The following is a 16,820-nucleotide window of genomic DNA, read 5'->3' on the forward strand; positions in this document are numbered from 1 at the left end:
TCCCTGTCAGGTAGCTCGAAGAACTGTACGCGCTCAGGCCAGCGGATGCAAACGTCGGGCAAAGACGGCCGGCCGGACCCCTGGAGGAGGGGTCCGGCCGGTGGCGGCGTCGCTGCTCAGCTGTTGGTGGGGAAGCCCAGGTTGATGCCGCCGTGCGACGGGTCCAGCCAGCGCTGGGTCACCGCCTTGCCCCGGGTGAAGAACTGCACGCCGTCCGGGCCGTACGCGTGGGCGTCGCCGAACAGGGAGGCCTTCCAACCGCCGAAGGAGTAGTAGGCGACCGGGACCGGGATCGGCACGTTGATGCCGACCATGCCGACCTCCACCTCGAACTGGAAGCGCCGGGCCGCGCCGCCGTCATTGGTGAAGAGGGCGGTGCCGTTGCCGTACGGGTTGGCGTTGATCAGCGCCAGGCCCTCCTCGTAGGAGGCGACGCGCACGACCGAGAGGACCGGGCCGAAGATCTCGTCGTTGTAGACGGACATGCCGGGCTTCACGTGGTCGAACAGCGTCGGACCGAGCCAGAAGCCGTCGGAGGTCGGCGAGCCGTTCTTGTCCTCGGCGGTGACCGGGTGCTTGCGGCCGTCCACGGCGAGCTCGGCGCCGTCGGCGACACCGGACTCCACGTACGAGGTGACCTTGTCGCGGTGCTGGCCGGTGACCAGCGGGCCCATCTCCGAGTCGCCGTTGCAGCCGGGGCCGACCTTCAGGGTGGCGATCCGCTGCTTGATCTTCTCGACCAGCTCGTCGCCGATCGGGTCGACCGCGACCAGCACGGACACCGCCATGCAGCGCTCGCCGGCCGCGCCGAAGCCGGCGTTGACGGCGGCGTCGGCGGCGAGGTCGAGGTCGGCGTCCGGCAGGACCAGCATGTGGTTCTTGGCGCCGCCCAGGGCCTGCACGCGCTTGCCGTAGCGGGTGCCGGTCTCATAGACGTAGCGGGCGATCGGGGTGGAGCCGACGAAGCTGACGGACTTGATGTCCGGGTGCTCCAGCAGGCGGTCGACGGCCACCTTGTCGCCGTGGACGACGTTGAAGACGCCGTCCGGCAGGCCGGCCTCCTTCCACAGCTCGGCGAGGAAGTTGGCGGCGGACGGGTCCTTCTCCGAGGGCTTCAGCACCACGGTGTTTCCGGCCGCGATGGCGATCGCGAAGAACCACATCGGCACCATGGCCGGGAAGTTGAACGGCGAGATGACCGCGACCGGGCCGAGCGGCTGGCGGATCGAGTAGACGTCGACGCCGGTCGAGGCCTGCTCGGTGAAGCCGCCCTTGATCAGCTGCGGGATGCCGCAGGCGTACTCGACGACCTCCAGGCCGCGGGCGATCTCGCCCAGGGCGTCGGAGTGCACCTTTCCGTGCTCGGCCACGACGATCGAGGCCAGCTCGTCGCGGCGGGCGTTCAGCAGCTCGCGGAAGGCGAAGAGCACCGTCGTGCGCCTGGCGATCGAGGCGGTGCGCCACTCGGTGAAGGCCGAGGCGGCGGCGGCCACCGCCTGGTCGACCTCGGCGATCTCGGCGAAGTCGACCTGACCGGCGACCTGGCCGGTGGCGGGGTCGAAGACATCGCCGCGACGGGGGGCCGCACCGGCGGTGGCGACCGGCTTGCCGCCGATCCAGTGAATGATGTGCTTGCTCAAGGTCCGTCTGCCTCCGAAGTCCCGGGCGGCCCGCTGCCCACCGGTCCGGTCTGGCGCCGCCCTCGGCTGGGGCGGGCGACGGGACATCACGGGGCTACCGCGCTCGCTTCCAGTCTGGTGGCCGCTTCGGTCCTGCTCAACGAACAGGCTGACGGGGATCACGGATTCAGCCTTACAGGTCGTCCGGTCGCTAGTCCGAACGTGGGAACCCCGAAACGGGCCGGCCTCAGGACTCCTCGTCCTCCAAGTACGGGTCGTGCAGCCCGTCCGCCGCCTCCTGGGTCTCCAGCAGGTCCAGCCGCAGGTCCTGCGCCCACGCCAGCGCCCACCGCTTCAGCTCGTCCACCTCTCCCGCCGGAACACCCCGGGCGCGGAACCGCCCGTCCGCCGCTTCGGCCAGCGCCTCCAGCCGGTCGGCCAGCGCCGTGGGCTGGAAGTCCGGGTCCAGCTCCCCCGCCAGTGCGAGCAGTTCGCCCTCCCGGTAGCAGCGGGTGAGGGCGCGCACGTCGACCAGGTCGCGCGGCAGGCCCCGGTCCACCAGCAGCGCGGTGGTCAGCGCGGCCGCGTCCTCCAGGGCGACGGCCGGCAGCACCACCGACGGCTCCTCCGGCTCGGACTCCCCGAACGGCCCGGAAACGTCCGACGGCCCGAGGTCGAGCCGTACCGGCCGGTGGCCCAGCGGCTCCTTGCGCAGTTCGACCGAGTGCGACCGCCCACCCAGCGCCAGCCGCACGGTGAGCTGCTCCAGCCGTGGCGTGCCCGGCCGCTCGACGGCCCCGCCGCCCGCCGTCCGGTACGCCTCGCCCAGTGCGGCGGCCACCTCCGGCAGGTCGGCGCCCCCGGTGACCAGGGTGAGCCCGTCCTGCGGGCAGGCCGCCACCCCGTGGGCGCGCAGCGCGTGCCCGCCGGCCAGGGCGAGGCCGTACCGCTCGCAGACGGGTGCGGCGAGCGCGGCCAGGCGCAGCTGGGCGGGGCCCGGGCGGAGGGACACGTCGACAGCGTGCGGGGCGGTGGTCACGCCTCCAGTCTGACGCGACCGCCGGCTCCGCGCGCCCCTCCGCCCGGGCCCCGCCGAGCCTCCGGAAGGCTCACCGGCCGCCGAGCACCGCCGCCGCGTGCAGGGCGAGCTCCAGCGACGCCAGCTCGTTGAGCCGCCCGGAGCCGTCCGGCGGAACCAGCCAGCGCACGGCCCGGCCGCCGCGCTCGGGGTGTGGAACGACGATCCAGGTGCCCTCCCCCGCGCGGCGCACCCCGGTGCCGATCCAGCGGTCGGCGGCGCCGACGGGCACCAGGAAGCTGACGTACGCGCCCCCTGAGTCGGTGAGGACCGGGCCCCGGCTGCGCGGGTCCAGGGCGGCCAGGGCCGGGCGCCCGAGCCGTCCGGGGACGGCGAGGACGTCCCAGCGTCGGCCGGCGGGCAGCGGCATCAGGCCCAGCCCGGTGCGCTCCCACCGCTCCCGGAGGGCGTCCGGGTCGGGTGCCGCCTGCGTGAGCCAGTGCAGTCCGGTGTTCTCCATGTGGTGTCCCCGCTTCTCGCCGTTCGTCCTGTTCGGTGACGCTGTTCGGTGACGGCGGGAAGAGCGAGACCCGCCGTCACCGGGGAGAGGCGGACGGCGGGTCCCGATTACACGGTTGGGGGCATTCAGCTGTCGAAGCCCAGCCCCATCCGGTCGAGGGTGCGCAGCCAGAGGTTGCGGTGGCCGCCGTTGCGGTCGGCCCGCTCCAGTGACCGGGTGGTGAGTTCGATGCCGGCCCAGCGCACCGGCTCGGGCGGGAACGGCAGCGGCTTGCTGCGCACCATGTCCAGCGAGGTGCGCTCGGTGCGCTCCCCGGCCAGCAGGTCGAGCATCACCTCGGCGCCGAAGCGGGTCGCGCCGACGCCGAGCCCGGTGTAGCCGACGGCGTACGCGACCTTGCCCCGGTAGCCGGTGTCGAAGAAGGCGGAGAACCGGCTGCAGGTGTCGATCGCCCCGCCCCAGGCGTGGGTGAAGCGCAGCCCCTCCAGCTGCGGGAAGCAGCGGAAGAAGTGGCCCGCCAGGGTGCGGAAGGTCTCCGGCCGCTGGTCGTACTCGTGCCGGACGTGTCCGCCGAAGTGGTAGACCGCGTCGTAGCCGCCCCAGAGGATGCGGTTGTCGGCGGAGAGCCGGAAGTAGTGGAACTTGTTGGCGCTGTCGCCGAGGCCCTGCCGCCCGCGCCAGCCGATCGAGGCGAGCTGCTCGTCGCTGAGCGGCTCGGTCATCAGCGCGTAGTCGTACACCGGGACGATGTACGGGCGGACCCGCTTGAGCAGGGACGGGAACACATTGGTGCCGAGCGCGACCTTGCGGGCGAGGACCCGGCCGTACGGGGTGCGGGCGGCCATGCCGCTGCCGTGCTCCCGCAGGTCGGTGGCCCGGGTGTGCTCGTGGATCCGCACGCCCTGGCTCAGGCAGGCGTCCTTGAGGCCCCAGGCGAGCTTGGCGGGGTGGACCATCGCCACGCCCTCCTTGTCCCAGAGGCCGCCGAGGAAGGTCGGCGAGTTCACCTCGGCGCGCAGCTGGTCGGCGTCCAGGACGGTGATGTCGAAGCCGTAGCGGGCGACCGCCTCGGCGATCTCGTGGAGTTCCTCGACCTGGTGGGGCTGGGTGGCGACGTCGATCTCGCCGGTGCGCTCCCATTCGGCGTCGATGCCGTAGCGCTTGAGGGTGGCCTCGATGCCGTCGAGGTTGGCGGCACCGAGGCGTTCCAGCTGGGCGAGTTCGGACGGCCAGCGGTCCAGGCCGTTGCCGAAGCCGTGGGTGAGGCTGGCCGCGCAGAATCCGCCGTTGCGCCCGGACGCGGCCCACCCGACCTCGTTGCCCTCGACCAGCACGACGTCCAGCGAGGGGTCGCGCTCCTTGGCGATGAGGGCGGTCCACAGGCCGGAGTAGCCGCCGCCGACGACCAGCAGGTCGCAGGTGGTGTCGCCGACCAGGGCGGGCAGTGCCGCCGGCCGACCGGGATCCTCCAGCCAGAAGGGGGTGGGCCTGGCGTCACTGAGTGCGCGGGCGGAATCCATGCATTATCAGCCACTTTCCACGAATAGGTGATGGTTGTCCGTGCCACCGCTGCCGACCGTACGTCAGGCGGTGGCCTTCCGGCGGTTGCCCAGCCACTGGCCGGCGACGGTCAGGACGACCGCGGCGAGGAACATCGCGGTGCCGATGACGTTCACCTGCACCGGGATGCCGCGCTGCGAGGCGCCCCAGACGAACATCGGGAAGGTGACCGTGGTCGGGCCCGAGTTGAACTGGGTGATGATGAAGTCGTCGAAGGAGAGCGCGAAGCTGAGCAGCGCGCCCGCCGCGATGCCGGGCGCCGCCAGCGGCAGGGTGACCCTCAGGAAGGTCTGGGTGGGGGTCGCGTAGAGGTCCTGGGCGGCCTGTTCGAGCCGGGGGTCCATGCTCATCACGCGCGCCTTGACCGCCGTCACCACGAAGCTGAGGCAGAACATGATGTGCGCGATGAGGATGGTGGTGAAGCCGAACGGGATGCGCATGTTGAGGAAGAGCGTCCCGAGCGAGGCGGCCATGACCACCTCGGGCATCGCCATCGGCAGGAAGATCATCGCGCTGGTGGCGGAGCGGCCGCGGAAGCGGTGGCGGGCCAGGGCGAAGGCGACCATGGTGCCGAGCACGGTGGCGCCGATGGTGGCGAGCACCGCGATCCGGAGGCTGAGCGAGAGCGACTGGCACATGTCGGCCACGCCGCAGGGGTTGGTCCAGGCGTCGGTGGAGAACTCGTTCCACTCGTAGTTGAACTTGCCCACCGGCTTGTTGAACGAGAAGACGAGCACGACCAGGTTGGGCAGCACCAGGTAGGCGAGGGCCAGCAGGCCGGCCAGCACCACCAGGTGGGCGCGTATCCACGTGGTAATCCGGGACATCAGACCAGATCCTCCGTCCCGGCCTTGCGCATGTAGACCGTCACCATGCCCAGGATCAGGGCCATCAGGATGAAGCTCAGCGCGGCGGCCGTGGGGTAGTCGAGTACGTTCAGGAACTGCTTCTGGATGCCGTTGCCGACCATCTGCTCGCTCGGCGAGCCCAGCAGCTGGGCGTTGATGTAGTCGCCGGAGGCGGGGATGAAGGTCAGCAGGGTGCCCGCGACGACGCCCGGCAGCGAGATCGGGAAGGTGACCTTGCGGAAGGTGGTGAACGGCCGGGCGTAGAGGTCGCCGGCCGCCTCGTGCAGGCGGGGGTCGATCCGCTCCAGCGAGGTGTACAGCGGCAGGATCATGAACGGCAGGAAGTTGTAGGTGAGGCCGCAGACCACCGCGAGCGGCGTGGCCAGCACCCGGTCGCCGTCGGTGAGGCCGAGCAGGTTGGTGACGTCCAGGACGTGCAGCGCGTTCAGCGCGCCGACCACCGGGCCGCCGTCGGACAGGATGGTCTTCCAGGCCAGCGTGCGGATCAGGAAGCTGGTGAAGAACGGCGCGATGACCAGGATCAGGATGACGTTGCGCCAGCGCTTGCTCGCCTTGAAGGCGATCGTGTACGCCAGCGGGTAGCCGACGGCCAGGCAGAGCACGGTGGCGACGGCCGCGTAGGAGAACGAGCGCAGGAAGTGCCACTTGTACTCGACCAGGGCGTCCCAGTAGGTCGAGAAGTGCCAGGTGACCTTGAAGCCCTCTTCGAGCGAGCCGGTCTGGAGCGAGGTCGAGCCCTGGTAGAGCATCGGGACGGCGAAGAAGACGACCAGCCAGGCGATGCCGGGCAGCAGCAGCCAGTACGGGGTGAGCTTGCGCCTGGGCTTGCGCTCGGCCCCTTCCGAGGGGCTGCCGTCAGGGGGTAGGGCCTGGGCCGGCGCGGCCGGGGTGGTGGCGGTCATGCGGCCTCCTCCGCGGTGCCCGCGTCGATCGCCTGCGAGGCGTCCAGGGCGAAGGAGTGCGCCGGGTTCCAGTGCAGCCGGACGGCGGCGCCGGGGACGATCCGGGCGTCGCGCTCCATGTTCTGTTCGAAGACGCTGACTTCCTGGCCGCCGTCGGTGCGCACCACGTACTGGGTGGAGACCCCGATGAAGCTGGAGTCGACCACCGTGCCGGCCAGCTCGTTGCGGCCGTCGGCGACCGGCTCGGAGGCGTGGATGATGGTGATCTTCTCCGGGCGCACGCCCAGGTGGACGCGCTTGGCGTCGGTGGCGCAGCGTGCCTTGGGCACCGCGAGCCGGGCGCCGGCCGCGCTGAGCAGCAGGTCGCCGCCGTCGGTGCCGGTGACCTCGGCGGGCAGCAGGTTGGACTGGCCGAGGAAGTTGGCCACGAAGGTGGTGGCGGGGTTCTCGTACAGATCGGCGGGCGCGCCCAGTTGCTCGACCCGGCCGCCGTTCATCACCGCGATGGTGTCGGCCATGGTCATGGCCTCCTCCTGGTCGTGGGTGACGTGCACGAAGGTGATGCCGACCTCGGTCTGGATCCGCTTGAGCTCCAGCTGCATCTGGCGGCGGAGCTTGAGGTCGAGGGCGCCGAGCGGCTCGTCCAGGAGCAGCACCTGCGGGTGGTTGATCAGCGCGCGGGCGACCGCGACGCGCTGCTGCTGGCCGCCGGAGAGCTGGTGCGGCTTGCGCCGGGCGTACTGGCCGAGTTCGACCAGTTCCAGCATCTCGTCGACCTGCTTGCGGACGTCCTTCTTGCCTCGCCGGCGCAGGCCGAAGGCGACGTTCTCGAAGATGTCCAGGTGCGGGAAGAGCGCGTAGCTCTGGAAGACGGTGTTCACCGGCCGCTTGTACGGGGGCAGGGCGGTGACGTCCTGGCCGCCGATCAGGACGGTGCCGCTGGTGGGCTCCTCCAGGCCGGCGATCATGCGCAGGGTGGTGGTCTTGCCGCAGCCGGAGGCGCCGAGCAGGGCGAAGAACGAGCCCTGCGGGACGGTCAGGTCGAGCGGGTGGACGGCGGTGAAGGAGCCGTAGGTCTTGCCGATGCCGGTGAGCCGGACGTCGCCGCCGACGGCCGCTTCGCGCTGCTGGTCTGTCATGGGGTGGTGTCTTCCTGGGTTTCTCTGCCGGGAGTTGGGGGTCAGGCGCCGATGAGCTTGGAGAACTTCTGCTCGAAGTCGCTCTCCTCGGTCTCGGAGAGCGTGCGGAACACGTGCGCCTTGACCGCCATCTCGGGGGTGGGTACGACCAGCGGGTTGGCCGCGGTGTCCGGGGCGATGCCGACGAGCTCGTCCTTCATCCCGGTGACGGCGGAGACGAAGCCGATGCCCGCGACCAGCTGCGCCGCGATCTTCGGCTGATAGTAGAAGTCGATCAGCTTCTCCGCGTTCGACTTGTGCTGCGCCTTGGCCGGGACCAGCAGGTTGTCGGTCGAGGCGATGTAGCCCCGCTCCGGGATGACGAACTCGATGTCCGGGTTGTCGGCGCGCAGTTGGATCAGGTCACCGCCCCAGGCGACGCAGGCCGCGATGTCACCGGCCGAGAGCTCCTGGCCGTAGTCGTTGCCGGTGAAGCGGCGGATCTGCTTGCTGTCGACGGCCTTCTGGAGGCGGGCCACCGCGCCGTCGTAGTCGTCCGCGGTGAACTTCTCGGTGCTCTTGCCCTGGTCGAGCAGGACCATCCCGACGCTGTCGCGCATCTCGGAGAGGAAGGTCACCCGGCCCTTGAGGTCCGGGTCGTCCAGCAGTTGGGAGACGCTGGTGACCTCCTTCCCCTTGGTGGCCTTGCGGTTGTACGCGATGACGGTCTGGATGCCGGCCCACGGGTAGGTGTACAGCCGGCCCGGGTCCCAGTCGGGGGCCCGGAAGCGCGCCTCGATGTTGGTGATCGCGGTGGTGACGTTCGCCGGGTCGAGCTTCTGCGCCCAGCCGAGCCGGATCAGCCGGCCGGCCATCCAGTCGGTGAGCACCATCAGGTCGCGGCCGGTGTCCTGGCCGGAGGCGAGCTGCGGCTTGACCTTGCCGAAGAACTCGACGTTGTCGTTGACGTCCTCGTTGTACTTGACCTTGATGCCGGTGGCCTCGGTGAAGGCCTCCAGGGTGCCGTGCTTCTCCTTGTCCTTCTCGTCCGTGTCGATGTACAGCGGCCAGTTGGAGAAGTCCACCTCCTTCTGCGACTCCGAGAGGTCCGGGGCGGCGTTCGCGGTCGAGTCGCCGGTCGCCCTGGGGGCCGCCGGGATGCCGCAGGCGGCCAGGGTGCCCGCTCCGGCGGTCAGGGCGGCGGCGCGCAGCAGGGTGCGGCGGCCGAGTGCGGCCCGACCGTTGGTCAGGCTGCGTTCCCAGGCCCTGCGGACCGGTTCGGGCAGACCGTCGGTGAGCTCGTTGAACGCCATGGAACGGGCCTCCTGGAGGAGTCGGGGTGTGGGGGCACCCGCGTGGGCCGAGGGGTTATCTGTCTCCGAAGACGGTGCGGTGCCAGTCCTTGCGGGCCACCGCGGTGGTGTCGAACATGACGTGCTTGACCTGGGTGTACTCGTCCAGCGAGTACTGGGACATGTCCTTGCCGTAGCCGGACGCCTTGGAGCCGCCGTGCGGCATCTCGCTGATGATCGGGATGTGGTCGTTGACCCAGACGCAGCCGGCCGCGATCTCCCGGGTGGCGCGCAGCGAGCGGTGCACATTGCTCGTCCAGGCGGAGGCGGCCAGGCCGTACGGGGTGTCGTTGGCCAGCCGCAGGCCCTCGTCGTCGCCGTCGAAGGGCAGCACGACCAGCACGGGGCCGAAGATCTCGCCCTGCACGACCTCGCTGTCCTGGGCCGCGCCGGTGATCAGGGTGGGCCGGTAGTACGCGCCCCGGGTGAGGTCGGTGCCGTCGTGGCCCTTCTCGGGTGCCCGGCCGCCGGTGACCACGGTGGCGTACGAGCGGGCGCGCTCCACGAAGCCGGCCACCCGGTCCCGGTGGGTGTACGAGACCAGCGGGCCGAGGTCGGTGCGGGGGTCCAGCGGGTCGCCGATCCGGATCGCCGCGTACAGCTCGGCCACCCGGGCCACGAAGGCGTCGTACAGCGGGCGCTGGACGTACGCGCGGGTGGCGGCGGTGCAGTCCTGGCCGCCGTTGATCAGCGAGGCGGCGACCGCGCCGTGCACGGCGGCGTCCAGGTCGGCGTCGTCGAAGACCACGAACGGGGCCTTGCCGCCGAGTTCCAGGTGGGTGCGCTTGACGCTCGCGGTGGCGATCTCGGCGACCCGCTTGCCGACGGCGGTGGAGCCGGTGAAGGAGACCATCGCGACGTCCGGGTGCCCGACCAGGTGCTCGCCCGCGTCGCGTCCGGCGCCGGTGACCACGTTCACCACGCCGTCCGGGATGCCCGCGGCGGTGCAGGCCCGGGCGAACATCAGCGAGGTCAGCGGGGTCAGTTCGGCCGGTTTGAGGACGATGGTGTTGCCGGCGGCGATCGCCGGGAGGATCTTCCAGGCGGCCATCTGCAACGGGTAGTTCCACGGCGAGATCGAGCCGACCACGCCGACCGCCTCGCGCCGTACGTAGGAGGTGTGGTCGCCGGAGTACTCGCCGGCCGCCTTGCCCTCCAGGTTGCGGGCGGCGCCGGCGAAGAAGGCGGCGTTGTCGATGGTGCCGGGGACGTCGAACTCGGTGGCCAGCTTGACGGGCTTGCCGGTCTGCGCGGTCTCCACCCGGGCCAGGTCGCCCGCCGCCTCGCCCAGGACGGCGGCCAGCCGGGTGAGCGCCTCGGAGCGTGCGCCGGGGGTGGCCGAGGACCAGCCGGGCAGGGCGGCCTTCGCGGCGGCGACGGCGGCGTCCACGTCCTCGGCGGTGGCCAGCGCGACCTGCTCGACGACGCTGCCGTCGGCGGGGTTGACGACCTGGAAGGGTTCACCGCTCCCCCGGGTCTGGCGGCCCGCGATGTACTGCGCGCCCGGGCCGAAGTCGGTCAGGTCCATCTGGTTCCTCCAAGTGCCGTGGTTCGACCGCTTTCGACCGTCGCGGGTCAGGCGTCCGCGCCGGGGTCTGCGGTCCCGCTGACCTTGCCCGTTGCGGGGTTGGGGTGACAAGGGTCACTCCGGCAATCTCGACACGAAGGGCCTTACAGGGTGCAAGGGTGCGGGCAGGGCAACAGGTCGTCGCCGCGATGGATGATTTACCTGACACCCTGACTCCTGAACACCCCCTGAACGACCCGACCGTCCGGAGTCCCCTGCTCCGGTTCCCCCGGCCCCCGGAGGCCCGCGATGCTCCCCACCGTCGCCCGAATCCTCGATCTGGACGTGATGCGGCGCGGCCTGCCCCAGGTGGTGGCCGGCGCCGACCACCTGGAGCGGCCGGTCCGCTGGGTGCACGTCAGCGAGCTGCCCGACGTCGCCGGGATGCTCCGCGGCGGCGAACTGGTGCTGACCACGGGCATCGCACTGCCCGAGCACCGCGAGGGCCTGGCCCGCTACGTCCGCGAGCTGGACGAGGTCGGGGTGGCCGGCCTGGTCGTCGAGTTCGGGCGGCGCTACTTCGACTCGCTCCCCCGCGCCCTGGTCAACGCCGCCGAGCAGCGCGGGCTGCCGCTGATCACGCTCCGCCGGGAGCTGCGCTTCGTCGCCGTCACCGAGGCCGTGCACGCGCTGGTGGTCAACACCCAGCTGGAGCAGCTGCGCGCCTCCGAATCCGTCCACCAGGTCTTCAACGAGCTGGTGGTGGAGGGCGCCGAGGCGCCCGAGGTGATCCGCCAAGTGGCCCGGATGGCGGGTGCGCCGGTCGTCCTGGAGAACCTGGCCCACCAGGTACTCGCCCACAACACCGCCGGACGCCCGGAGGCCGAGGTCCTGGAGGACTGGGAGCGCCGCTCGCGCGGGGTCCGGCCGACCGGGCGCACCGGCCACGACCCGCGCAGCGGCTGGCTGGTCACCACCGTCGGCGCCCGCGGCCAGGACTGGGGCCGGCTGGTGCTGGTGCAGGAACCCGGCGCGCTGCCCGCGGGCGAGGCCCACCCCCACACCATGCTGCTGGAACGCGGCGCCTCCGCGCTGGCGCTCAACCGGCTGGTGGTGCGCGACCGGGAGAGCCTGGAGCGGCAGACCCACCGCACCCTGCTCTCCGGCATCCTCACTCACGCGCTGACCGTCTCCGAGGCCTCGCTGCGCGCCCAGGCCCTCGGCGTCCCACTGGAGGGCCGCCGGCTGGTCGGCGTGGTGCTGCGCCAGCGGCGCGGGCCGATCCCGGCCGCCCTGGAGGCGCAGGCCCGGCTGCGCGACTTCACCGAGCTGGCCGCCGGCGCGGTCCGGGCCTGCCGGCTGACCGCCCTGGTCGGCGCGCTGGACGACGAGGCCGTCGGCCTGCTGATCGCGCTCGGCACCCAGCAGGACGAGCACGCCTCGCTGGACGCCCTGTCGGCCGCGCTGCGCCGGATGTCGGCCGAGTCCGGCCGGGAGGGCACCGATCCGGCGGGCCCGGTGGTCGCGGTCGGCTCCTCGGTCGGCTCGGTGCGCGACGCCCGGCGCACCCTGCTGGAGGCCACCCAGGTCGCCGACGCCGCCCTGCACGACGCGCCCGGCGGCCGCAGCTCCTCCTACTACCGGCTGCCGGACGTCCGACTGCGCGGCCTGCTCCACCTGTTGCGCGACGATGCCCGGCTACAGACGTACGTGGAGCGGGAGTTGGGCCCGCTGCTGGCCCACGACGCGGAGCACAACGGCCAGTTGGTGCAGATGCTGCGGATCTACCTGGAACAGGGCCGGAACAAGTCGGCGGCCGCGGACGCCGCGCACCTGTCCCGGCCGTCCTTCTACGACCGGCTGCACAAGGTCGAGCGCATCCTCGGCGTCGACCTCGACCAGGTGGAGTCCTGCCTCTCGCTGCACGTGGCGCTGCTCGCCCTGGACGCGGTGCGCCGCTGACGGGGCTCACACCCCGGTGATGCGGCCCCAGATCTTGTGCAGTTCGGGCCGCTCGGCCGAGGTGACGTCGCGCATGGTGTGCAGCCGGGCGCGCATCTCGTCGGTCGGGAACACCAGCGGGTTCTCGGCGAGTTCGGCCTTCTCCTTCTCGCCGCTGGCCGCCAGCACCTCGCGGGCGGCCGGCACCGGGCAGATGTACTGGACGAACGCGGCGAGTTCGGCGGCCACCTCGGGCCGGTAGTAGTAGTCGATCAGGAGCTCGGCGTTGCGCTTGTGGCCGGCCCGGTTGGGGATCATCAGGCTCTCCGCCCACAGCTCGCCGCCCTCCTCGGGCACCACGAACTCGATGTCCGGGTTCTCGGCGGTGAGTTGGACGGCGTCGCCGGAGTAGGCCTGGCAGGCGAGCGCCGCACCGGAGGCGAGGTCGCTGGTGTAGTCGTTGCCGGTGAAGCGCCGGACGTGGCCGCTGTCCACCGACTTCTGCACCAGGTCCATCGCCTTGCGCGCGTCGTCGTCGGTGAACCCGGTGATGTCCGCGCCCTGGGAGAGCATCAGCAGCCCGAGCGCTTCGTCCAGCCCGGCGAACAGCGTGACCCGGCCCTTGAGGTCGGGCGCCCACAGGTCGGCGGTGGACTTGATCTCCCGGCCGAGCGCCTTGCGGTTGTAGGCGATGCCGGTGATCCCGGACTGCCACGGCACGCTGCGCTTGCGCCCGGGGTCGAAGGCCGGGTCGGCGAGCTGCGGGTCCAGGTTGGCCGTGACGTTGGGCAGGTTGTCCCGGTCCATGGCCTGCACCCAGCCCAGCGACACGTACCGGCCGGCCATCCAGTCGCTGATCACCATCAGGTCCCGGCCGGGGGCGGCGCCCTGGGTGAGCACCGGGCTGATCTTGCCGAAGAACTCGTCGTTGTCGTTGATGTCCTCGGTGTAGGTGACCGCGACCCCGCTCTCCGCGCTGAAGGCGTCCAGGGTCGGGCGCCCGCCGGCGTCATCGGTGTCGATGTACTGCGTCCAGTTGGAGAAGGCGAGCCGCTTGTCGCCCTCCGAGCGGTCCGGCGCCGAGCGGCGGTCCTCCGCCACGTACGCGGACGGGATGCCGCAGCCGGTCAGCGTGCCGGCACCGAGCAGCGCGGCCCCGCCGAGCACGGAACGTCGGCGCAGGGAACGCGAGTCGAGGGGACGGCGGGTCAGGGTGGTGCGGCTGGGCATGAGCGGCCTTCCGGAGCGTGGGACGGCCCCGGACACCGCGTGCCCGGGGCCGTCCTGGTGGGAACGTCAGACAGTGTGCGCGTCGGTGAGCGACAGCACCTCGTCCAGGACGGCGAGGCCGGCCTTGGCCTCCTCCTCGGTGACGGTGCACGGCGGGACGACGTGGAAGCGGTTCATGTTGACGAACGGCCAGAGCCCGCGCTGCTTGCAGGCGGCGGCCAGCTCGGCCATCGGCGCGTTGGCGGCGCCGGCCGCGTTGTAGGGCACCAGCGGCTCGCGGGTCTCCCGGTCCTTCACCAGGTCGAGCGCCCAGAACACGCCGAGGCCGCGGACCTCGCCGATCGACGGGTGCCGCTCGGCCAGCTCGCGCAGGCCGGGGCCGAGGACCGTCTCGCCGATGTGCTTGGCGTGCTCGACGATGCCCTCCTCCGCCATGGTGGCGATGGTCGCCACCGCGGAGGCGCAGGCCAGCGGGTGGCCGGAGTAGGTGAGCCCGCCGGGGAAGGCCCGCTCGGCGAAGGTGGCCGCGATCTCGGCGCTGATCGCCACGCCGCCCAGCGGCACGTAACCGGAGTTGACGCCCTTGGCGAAGGTGAGCAGGTCCGGGGTGACGCCCCAGTGGTCGGCGGCGAACCACTCGCCGGTGCGGCCGAAGCCGGCCATCACCTCGTCCAGGATGAACACGATCCCGTAGCGGTCGCAGATCTCCCGCACCCCGGCCAGGTAGCCGGGCGGCGGGACCAGGATGCCGGCGGTGCCGACCACCGTCTCCAGGATGATCGCCGCGACCGTGCCGGGCCCCTCGAACGCGATCACCTGCTCCAGGTGCTCCAGCGCGCGCTCGCACTCCTGCGCCTCGTTCTCGGCGTGGAAGTTGGTGCGGTACGGGTACGGCCCCCAGAAGTGCACCACGCCGGAGACACCGGTCTCGTTGGCCCAGCGCCGCGGGTCGCCGGTGAGGGCGATCGCGTTGGCGGTGGCGCCGTGGTACGAGCGGTAGGTGGACAGCACCTTCTGCCGGCCGGTGTGCAGCCGGGCCAGCCGGATGGCGTTCTCGTTGGCCTCGGCGCCGCCGTTGGTGAAGAAGATCTTGTCCAGGTCGCCGGGGGTGCGCTCGGCGATCAGCCGGGCGGCCTCGCTGCGCGACTCGACGGCGAAGCCGGGCGCGATGGTGCAGAGCTTCGCCGCCTGCTCCTGGATCGCGGCGACCACCTTCGGGTGCTGGTGCCCGATGTTGGTGTTCACCAGCTGCGAGGAGAAGTCGAGGTAGCGGTTGCCGTCGTAGTCCCAGAAGTACGAGCCCTCGGCGCCGGCCACCGCGAGGGGGTCGATCAGCGCCTGGGCGGACCACGAGTGGAAGACGTGCGCGCGGTCGGCGGCCTTGACCGCCTGGCCGGCGGCTGGGTCAGCGGTGGGGATGCTCATGCCGGTAAGGCTAGGGCGGCCCGCCCCCGATGGGCAGTTCCATCGTGTCAGCCGGTCCCTCGAACCGCCGACAGGGTGCAAAGACCGTGGGCCCGGGTCTTCTCGACCCGGGCCCACAGTCATTTCACATGATCGTCAACACATCAGATCGCGGTCATCCTGCGCTCGACGGCCATGACCCGCTCAGATCGCGGTCATGACGTGCTTCACGCGGGTGTAGTCCTCGAAGCCGTACGCCGACAGGTCCTTGCCGTAGCCGGACTTCTTGAAGCCACCGTGCGGCATCTCGGCGACCAGCGGGATGTGGGTGTTGATCCAGACGCAGCCGAAGTCCAGACGGCGCGACATCCGCATGGCGCGGGCGTGGTCCTTGGTCCACACCGAGGAGGCCAGCGCGAACTCGACGCCGTTGGCGTACGAGACGGCCTGGTCCTCGTCGGTGAACTTCTGCACGGTGATGACCGGGCCGAAGACCTCGTTCTGGATGATCTCGTCGTCCTGGTTCAGGCCGGAGACGACGGTCGGGGCGTAGAAGTAGCCCTGGTCGCCGACCCGGTGGCCACCGGCCTCGACCTTGGCGTGGGCGGGCAGCCGCTCGATGAAGCCGGAGACCTGCTTCAGCTGGTTGGCGTTGTTCAGCGGACCGTAGAGCACGTCCTCGTCGTCCACGCCGCCGGTCTTGGTCTCGGCCGCGGCCTTGGCCAGCGCCTCGACGAAGGCGTCGTGGATCGACTCGTGCACCAGCACGCGGGTGGCGGCGGTGCAGTCCTGGCCGGCGTTGAAGTAGCCCGCCATCGAGATGCCCTCGACGGCCTCGGCGATGTCGGCGTCCTCGAAGACCACGACCGGGGCCTTGCCGCCCAGCTCCAGGTGGACGCGCTTGACGTCCTTGGAGGCCGACTCGGCGACCGAGATGCCGGCGCGGACCGAGCCGGTGATGGAGGCCATCGCCGGGGTCTTGTGCTCGACCATCAGCTTGCCGGTCTCGCGGTCACCGCAAATGACGTTGAAGACGCCGGCCGGCAGCTCCATGTCCTTGAGGATGCCGCCGATGATCTCGGCCAGCAGCACGGTGGAGGCCGGGGTGGTGTCGGACGGCTTCAGCACGACGGCGTTGCCCGCGGCGATGGCCGGGGCGAACTTCCAGACGGCCATCATCATCGGGTAGTTCCACGGCGCGACCTGGGCGCAGACGCCGACCGGCTCGCGGCGGATGATCGAGGTCATCCCGTCCATGTACTCACCGGCGGCCTTGCCCTCCAGCAGGCGGGCGGCACCGGCGAAGAACCGGATCTGGTCCACCATCGGGCCGATCTCCTCGGAGAGGGTCATCGCGCGGGGCTTGCCGGTGTTGCGCACCTCGGCGTCGACGATCTCGTCGGCACGGGCCTCGACCGCGTCGGCGATCTTGAGCAGCAGCTTCTGCCGGGTGCTCGGGGTGGCGTCGCGCCAGATCGGGAACGCGGCGGCGGCGGAGGCCATGGCGGCGTCCACGTCAGCGGCACCCGACAGCGGCGACGTCGCGTAGACCTCGCCGGTGGTCGGGTCGACGATGTCGAGCGTGCGGCCGTCAGCCGCGTCGACGAACTCACCGTTGATGTAGTTGCGCAGCGTGCGAAGGTCGCTCACGGATCTCTCCTCGGTCTGGGCCTGCGGCGTTGCAGATTCCGGCGCCATGGTACGTCGGCCGATCCGGCGTACGAAGGGCTCCGAGTGGCCGGGCCGCAGGCGGCGCGGTCCACTGGTGGCGGTACGTGCG

The 16,820-nt window shown here is 71.4% G+C and carries 13 protein-coding genes; 1 reads left to right on the forward strand and 12 read right to left on the reverse strand.

What is annotated here, in order from left to right; translation table 11 throughout:
* Positions 1–116 precede the first annotated feature (116 nt).
* The 9 genes from QWJ13_RS19660 to QWJ13_RS19700 all read right to left on the reverse strand — a co-directional run bounded on the left by QWJ13_RS19660 (position 117) and on the right by QWJ13_RS19700 (position 10,486).
* Positions 117–1,640: a CoA-acylating methylmalonate-semialdehyde dehydrogenase gene (locus QWJ13_RS19660; RefSeq protein WP_316526035.1), complete on the reverse strand. Its 1,524-nt coding sequence runs from the start codon at positions 1,638–1,640 to the stop codon at positions 117–119.
* 226 nt (positions 1,641–1,866) lie between these two features.
* Entirely contained in the window at positions 1,867–2,658 is a 792-nt protein-coding gene (locus QWJ13_RS19665; protein ID WP_316526036.1) for a nucleotidyl transferase AbiEii/AbiGii toxin family protein, read from the reverse strand.
* 70 nt (positions 2,659–2,728) lie between these two features.
* Positions 2,729–3,157 carry a bifunctional DNA primase/polymerase gene (locus QWJ13_RS19670; protein ID WP_316526037.1) on the reverse strand — a complete coding sequence of 143 codons (429 nt, stop codon included), beginning with the start codon at positions 3,155–3,157 and terminating at the stop codon, positions 2,729–2,731.
* A 125-nt stretch (positions 3,158–3,282) separates the two neighbouring features.
* On the reverse strand, positions 3,283–4,677 hold the full coding sequence (locus tag QWJ13_RS19675; protein WP_316526038.1) for an NAD(P)/FAD-dependent oxidoreductase: 1,395 nt from the start codon (positions 4,675–4,677) through the stop codon (positions 3,283–3,285).
* Positions 4,678–4,740: 63 nt separating this feature from the next.
* Positions 4,741–5,544 carry an ABC transporter permease gene (locus tag QWJ13_RS19680; protein WP_316526040.1) on the reverse strand — a complete coding sequence of 268 codons (804 nt, stop codon included), beginning with the start codon at positions 5,542–5,544 and terminating at the stop codon, positions 4,741–4,743.
* Positions 5,544–6,488 carry an ABC transporter permease gene (locus tag QWJ13_RS19685; RefSeq protein ID WP_316526042.1) on the reverse strand — a complete coding sequence of 315 codons (945 nt, stop codon included), beginning with the start codon at positions 6,486–6,488 and terminating at the stop codon, positions 5,544–5,546. The genes QWJ13_RS19680 and QWJ13_RS19685 overlap by 1 nt, the downstream gene beginning before the upstream one ends.
* Entirely contained in the window at positions 6,485–7,627 is a 1,143-nt protein-coding gene (locus tag QWJ13_RS19690) for an ABC transporter ATP-binding protein (RefSeq protein WP_316526043.1), read from the reverse strand. The genes QWJ13_RS19685 and QWJ13_RS19690 overlap by 4 nt, the downstream gene beginning before the upstream one ends.
* Positions 7,628–7,668: 41 nt before the next feature.
* Positions 7,669–8,919: a polyamine ABC transporter substrate-binding protein gene (locus tag QWJ13_RS19695; protein WP_316526044.1), complete on the reverse strand. Its 1,251-nt coding sequence runs from the start codon at positions 8,917–8,919 to the stop codon at positions 7,669–7,671.
* 55 nt (positions 8,920–8,974) lie between these two features.
* Positions 8,975–10,486 (reverse strand): gamma-aminobutyraldehyde dehydrogenase, encoded by a 1,512-nt coding sequence (locus QWJ13_RS19700; protein ID WP_316526045.1) that lies wholly within the window; start codon positions 10,484–10,486, stop codon positions 8,975–8,977.
* A 288-nt stretch (positions 10,487–10,774) separates the two neighbouring features.
* Here QWJ13_RS19700 and QWJ13_RS19705 point away from each other — a divergent pair, with 288 nt between their 5' ends.
* A complete protein-coding gene (locus QWJ13_RS19705) occupies positions 10,775–12,427 on the forward strand; it encodes a PucR family transcriptional regulator (protein ID WP_316526046.1) in 1,653 nt (550 codons plus the stop codon).
* A 6-nt stretch (positions 12,428–12,433) separates the two neighbouring features.
* Here the strand turns inward: QWJ13_RS19705 and QWJ13_RS19710 are convergent, their stop codons facing one another.
* From QWJ13_RS19710 to QWJ13_RS19720, 3 genes are all read right to left on the reverse strand, one after another.
* Positions 12,434–13,636, reverse strand: a complete 1,203-nt coding sequence (locus QWJ13_RS19710) for a polyamine ABC transporter substrate-binding protein (protein WP_316526047.1) — start codon at positions 13,634–13,636, stop codon at positions 12,434–12,436.
* Between the two features lie 66 nt (positions 13,637–13,702).
* Positions 13,703–15,061, reverse strand: coding sequence for an aspartate aminotransferase family protein (locus tag QWJ13_RS19715; RefSeq protein ID WP_316526048.1), 1,359 nt, complete (start codon positions 15,059–15,061; stop codon positions 13,703–13,705).
* A gap of 183 nt (positions 15,062–15,244) precedes the next feature.
* Positions 15,245–16,738: a gamma-aminobutyraldehyde dehydrogenase gene (locus QWJ13_RS19720; RefSeq protein ID WP_316526049.1), complete on the reverse strand. Its 1,494-nt coding sequence runs from the start codon at positions 16,736–16,738 to the stop codon at positions 15,245–15,247.
* Positions 16,739–16,820: the final 82 nt, after the last annotated feature.

The organism is Kitasatospora brasiliensis (assembly GCF_032654805.1).
Taxonomy (GTDB): domain Bacteria; phylum Actinomycetota; class Actinomycetes; order Streptomycetales; family Streptomycetaceae; genus Kitasatospora; species Kitasatospora brasiliensis.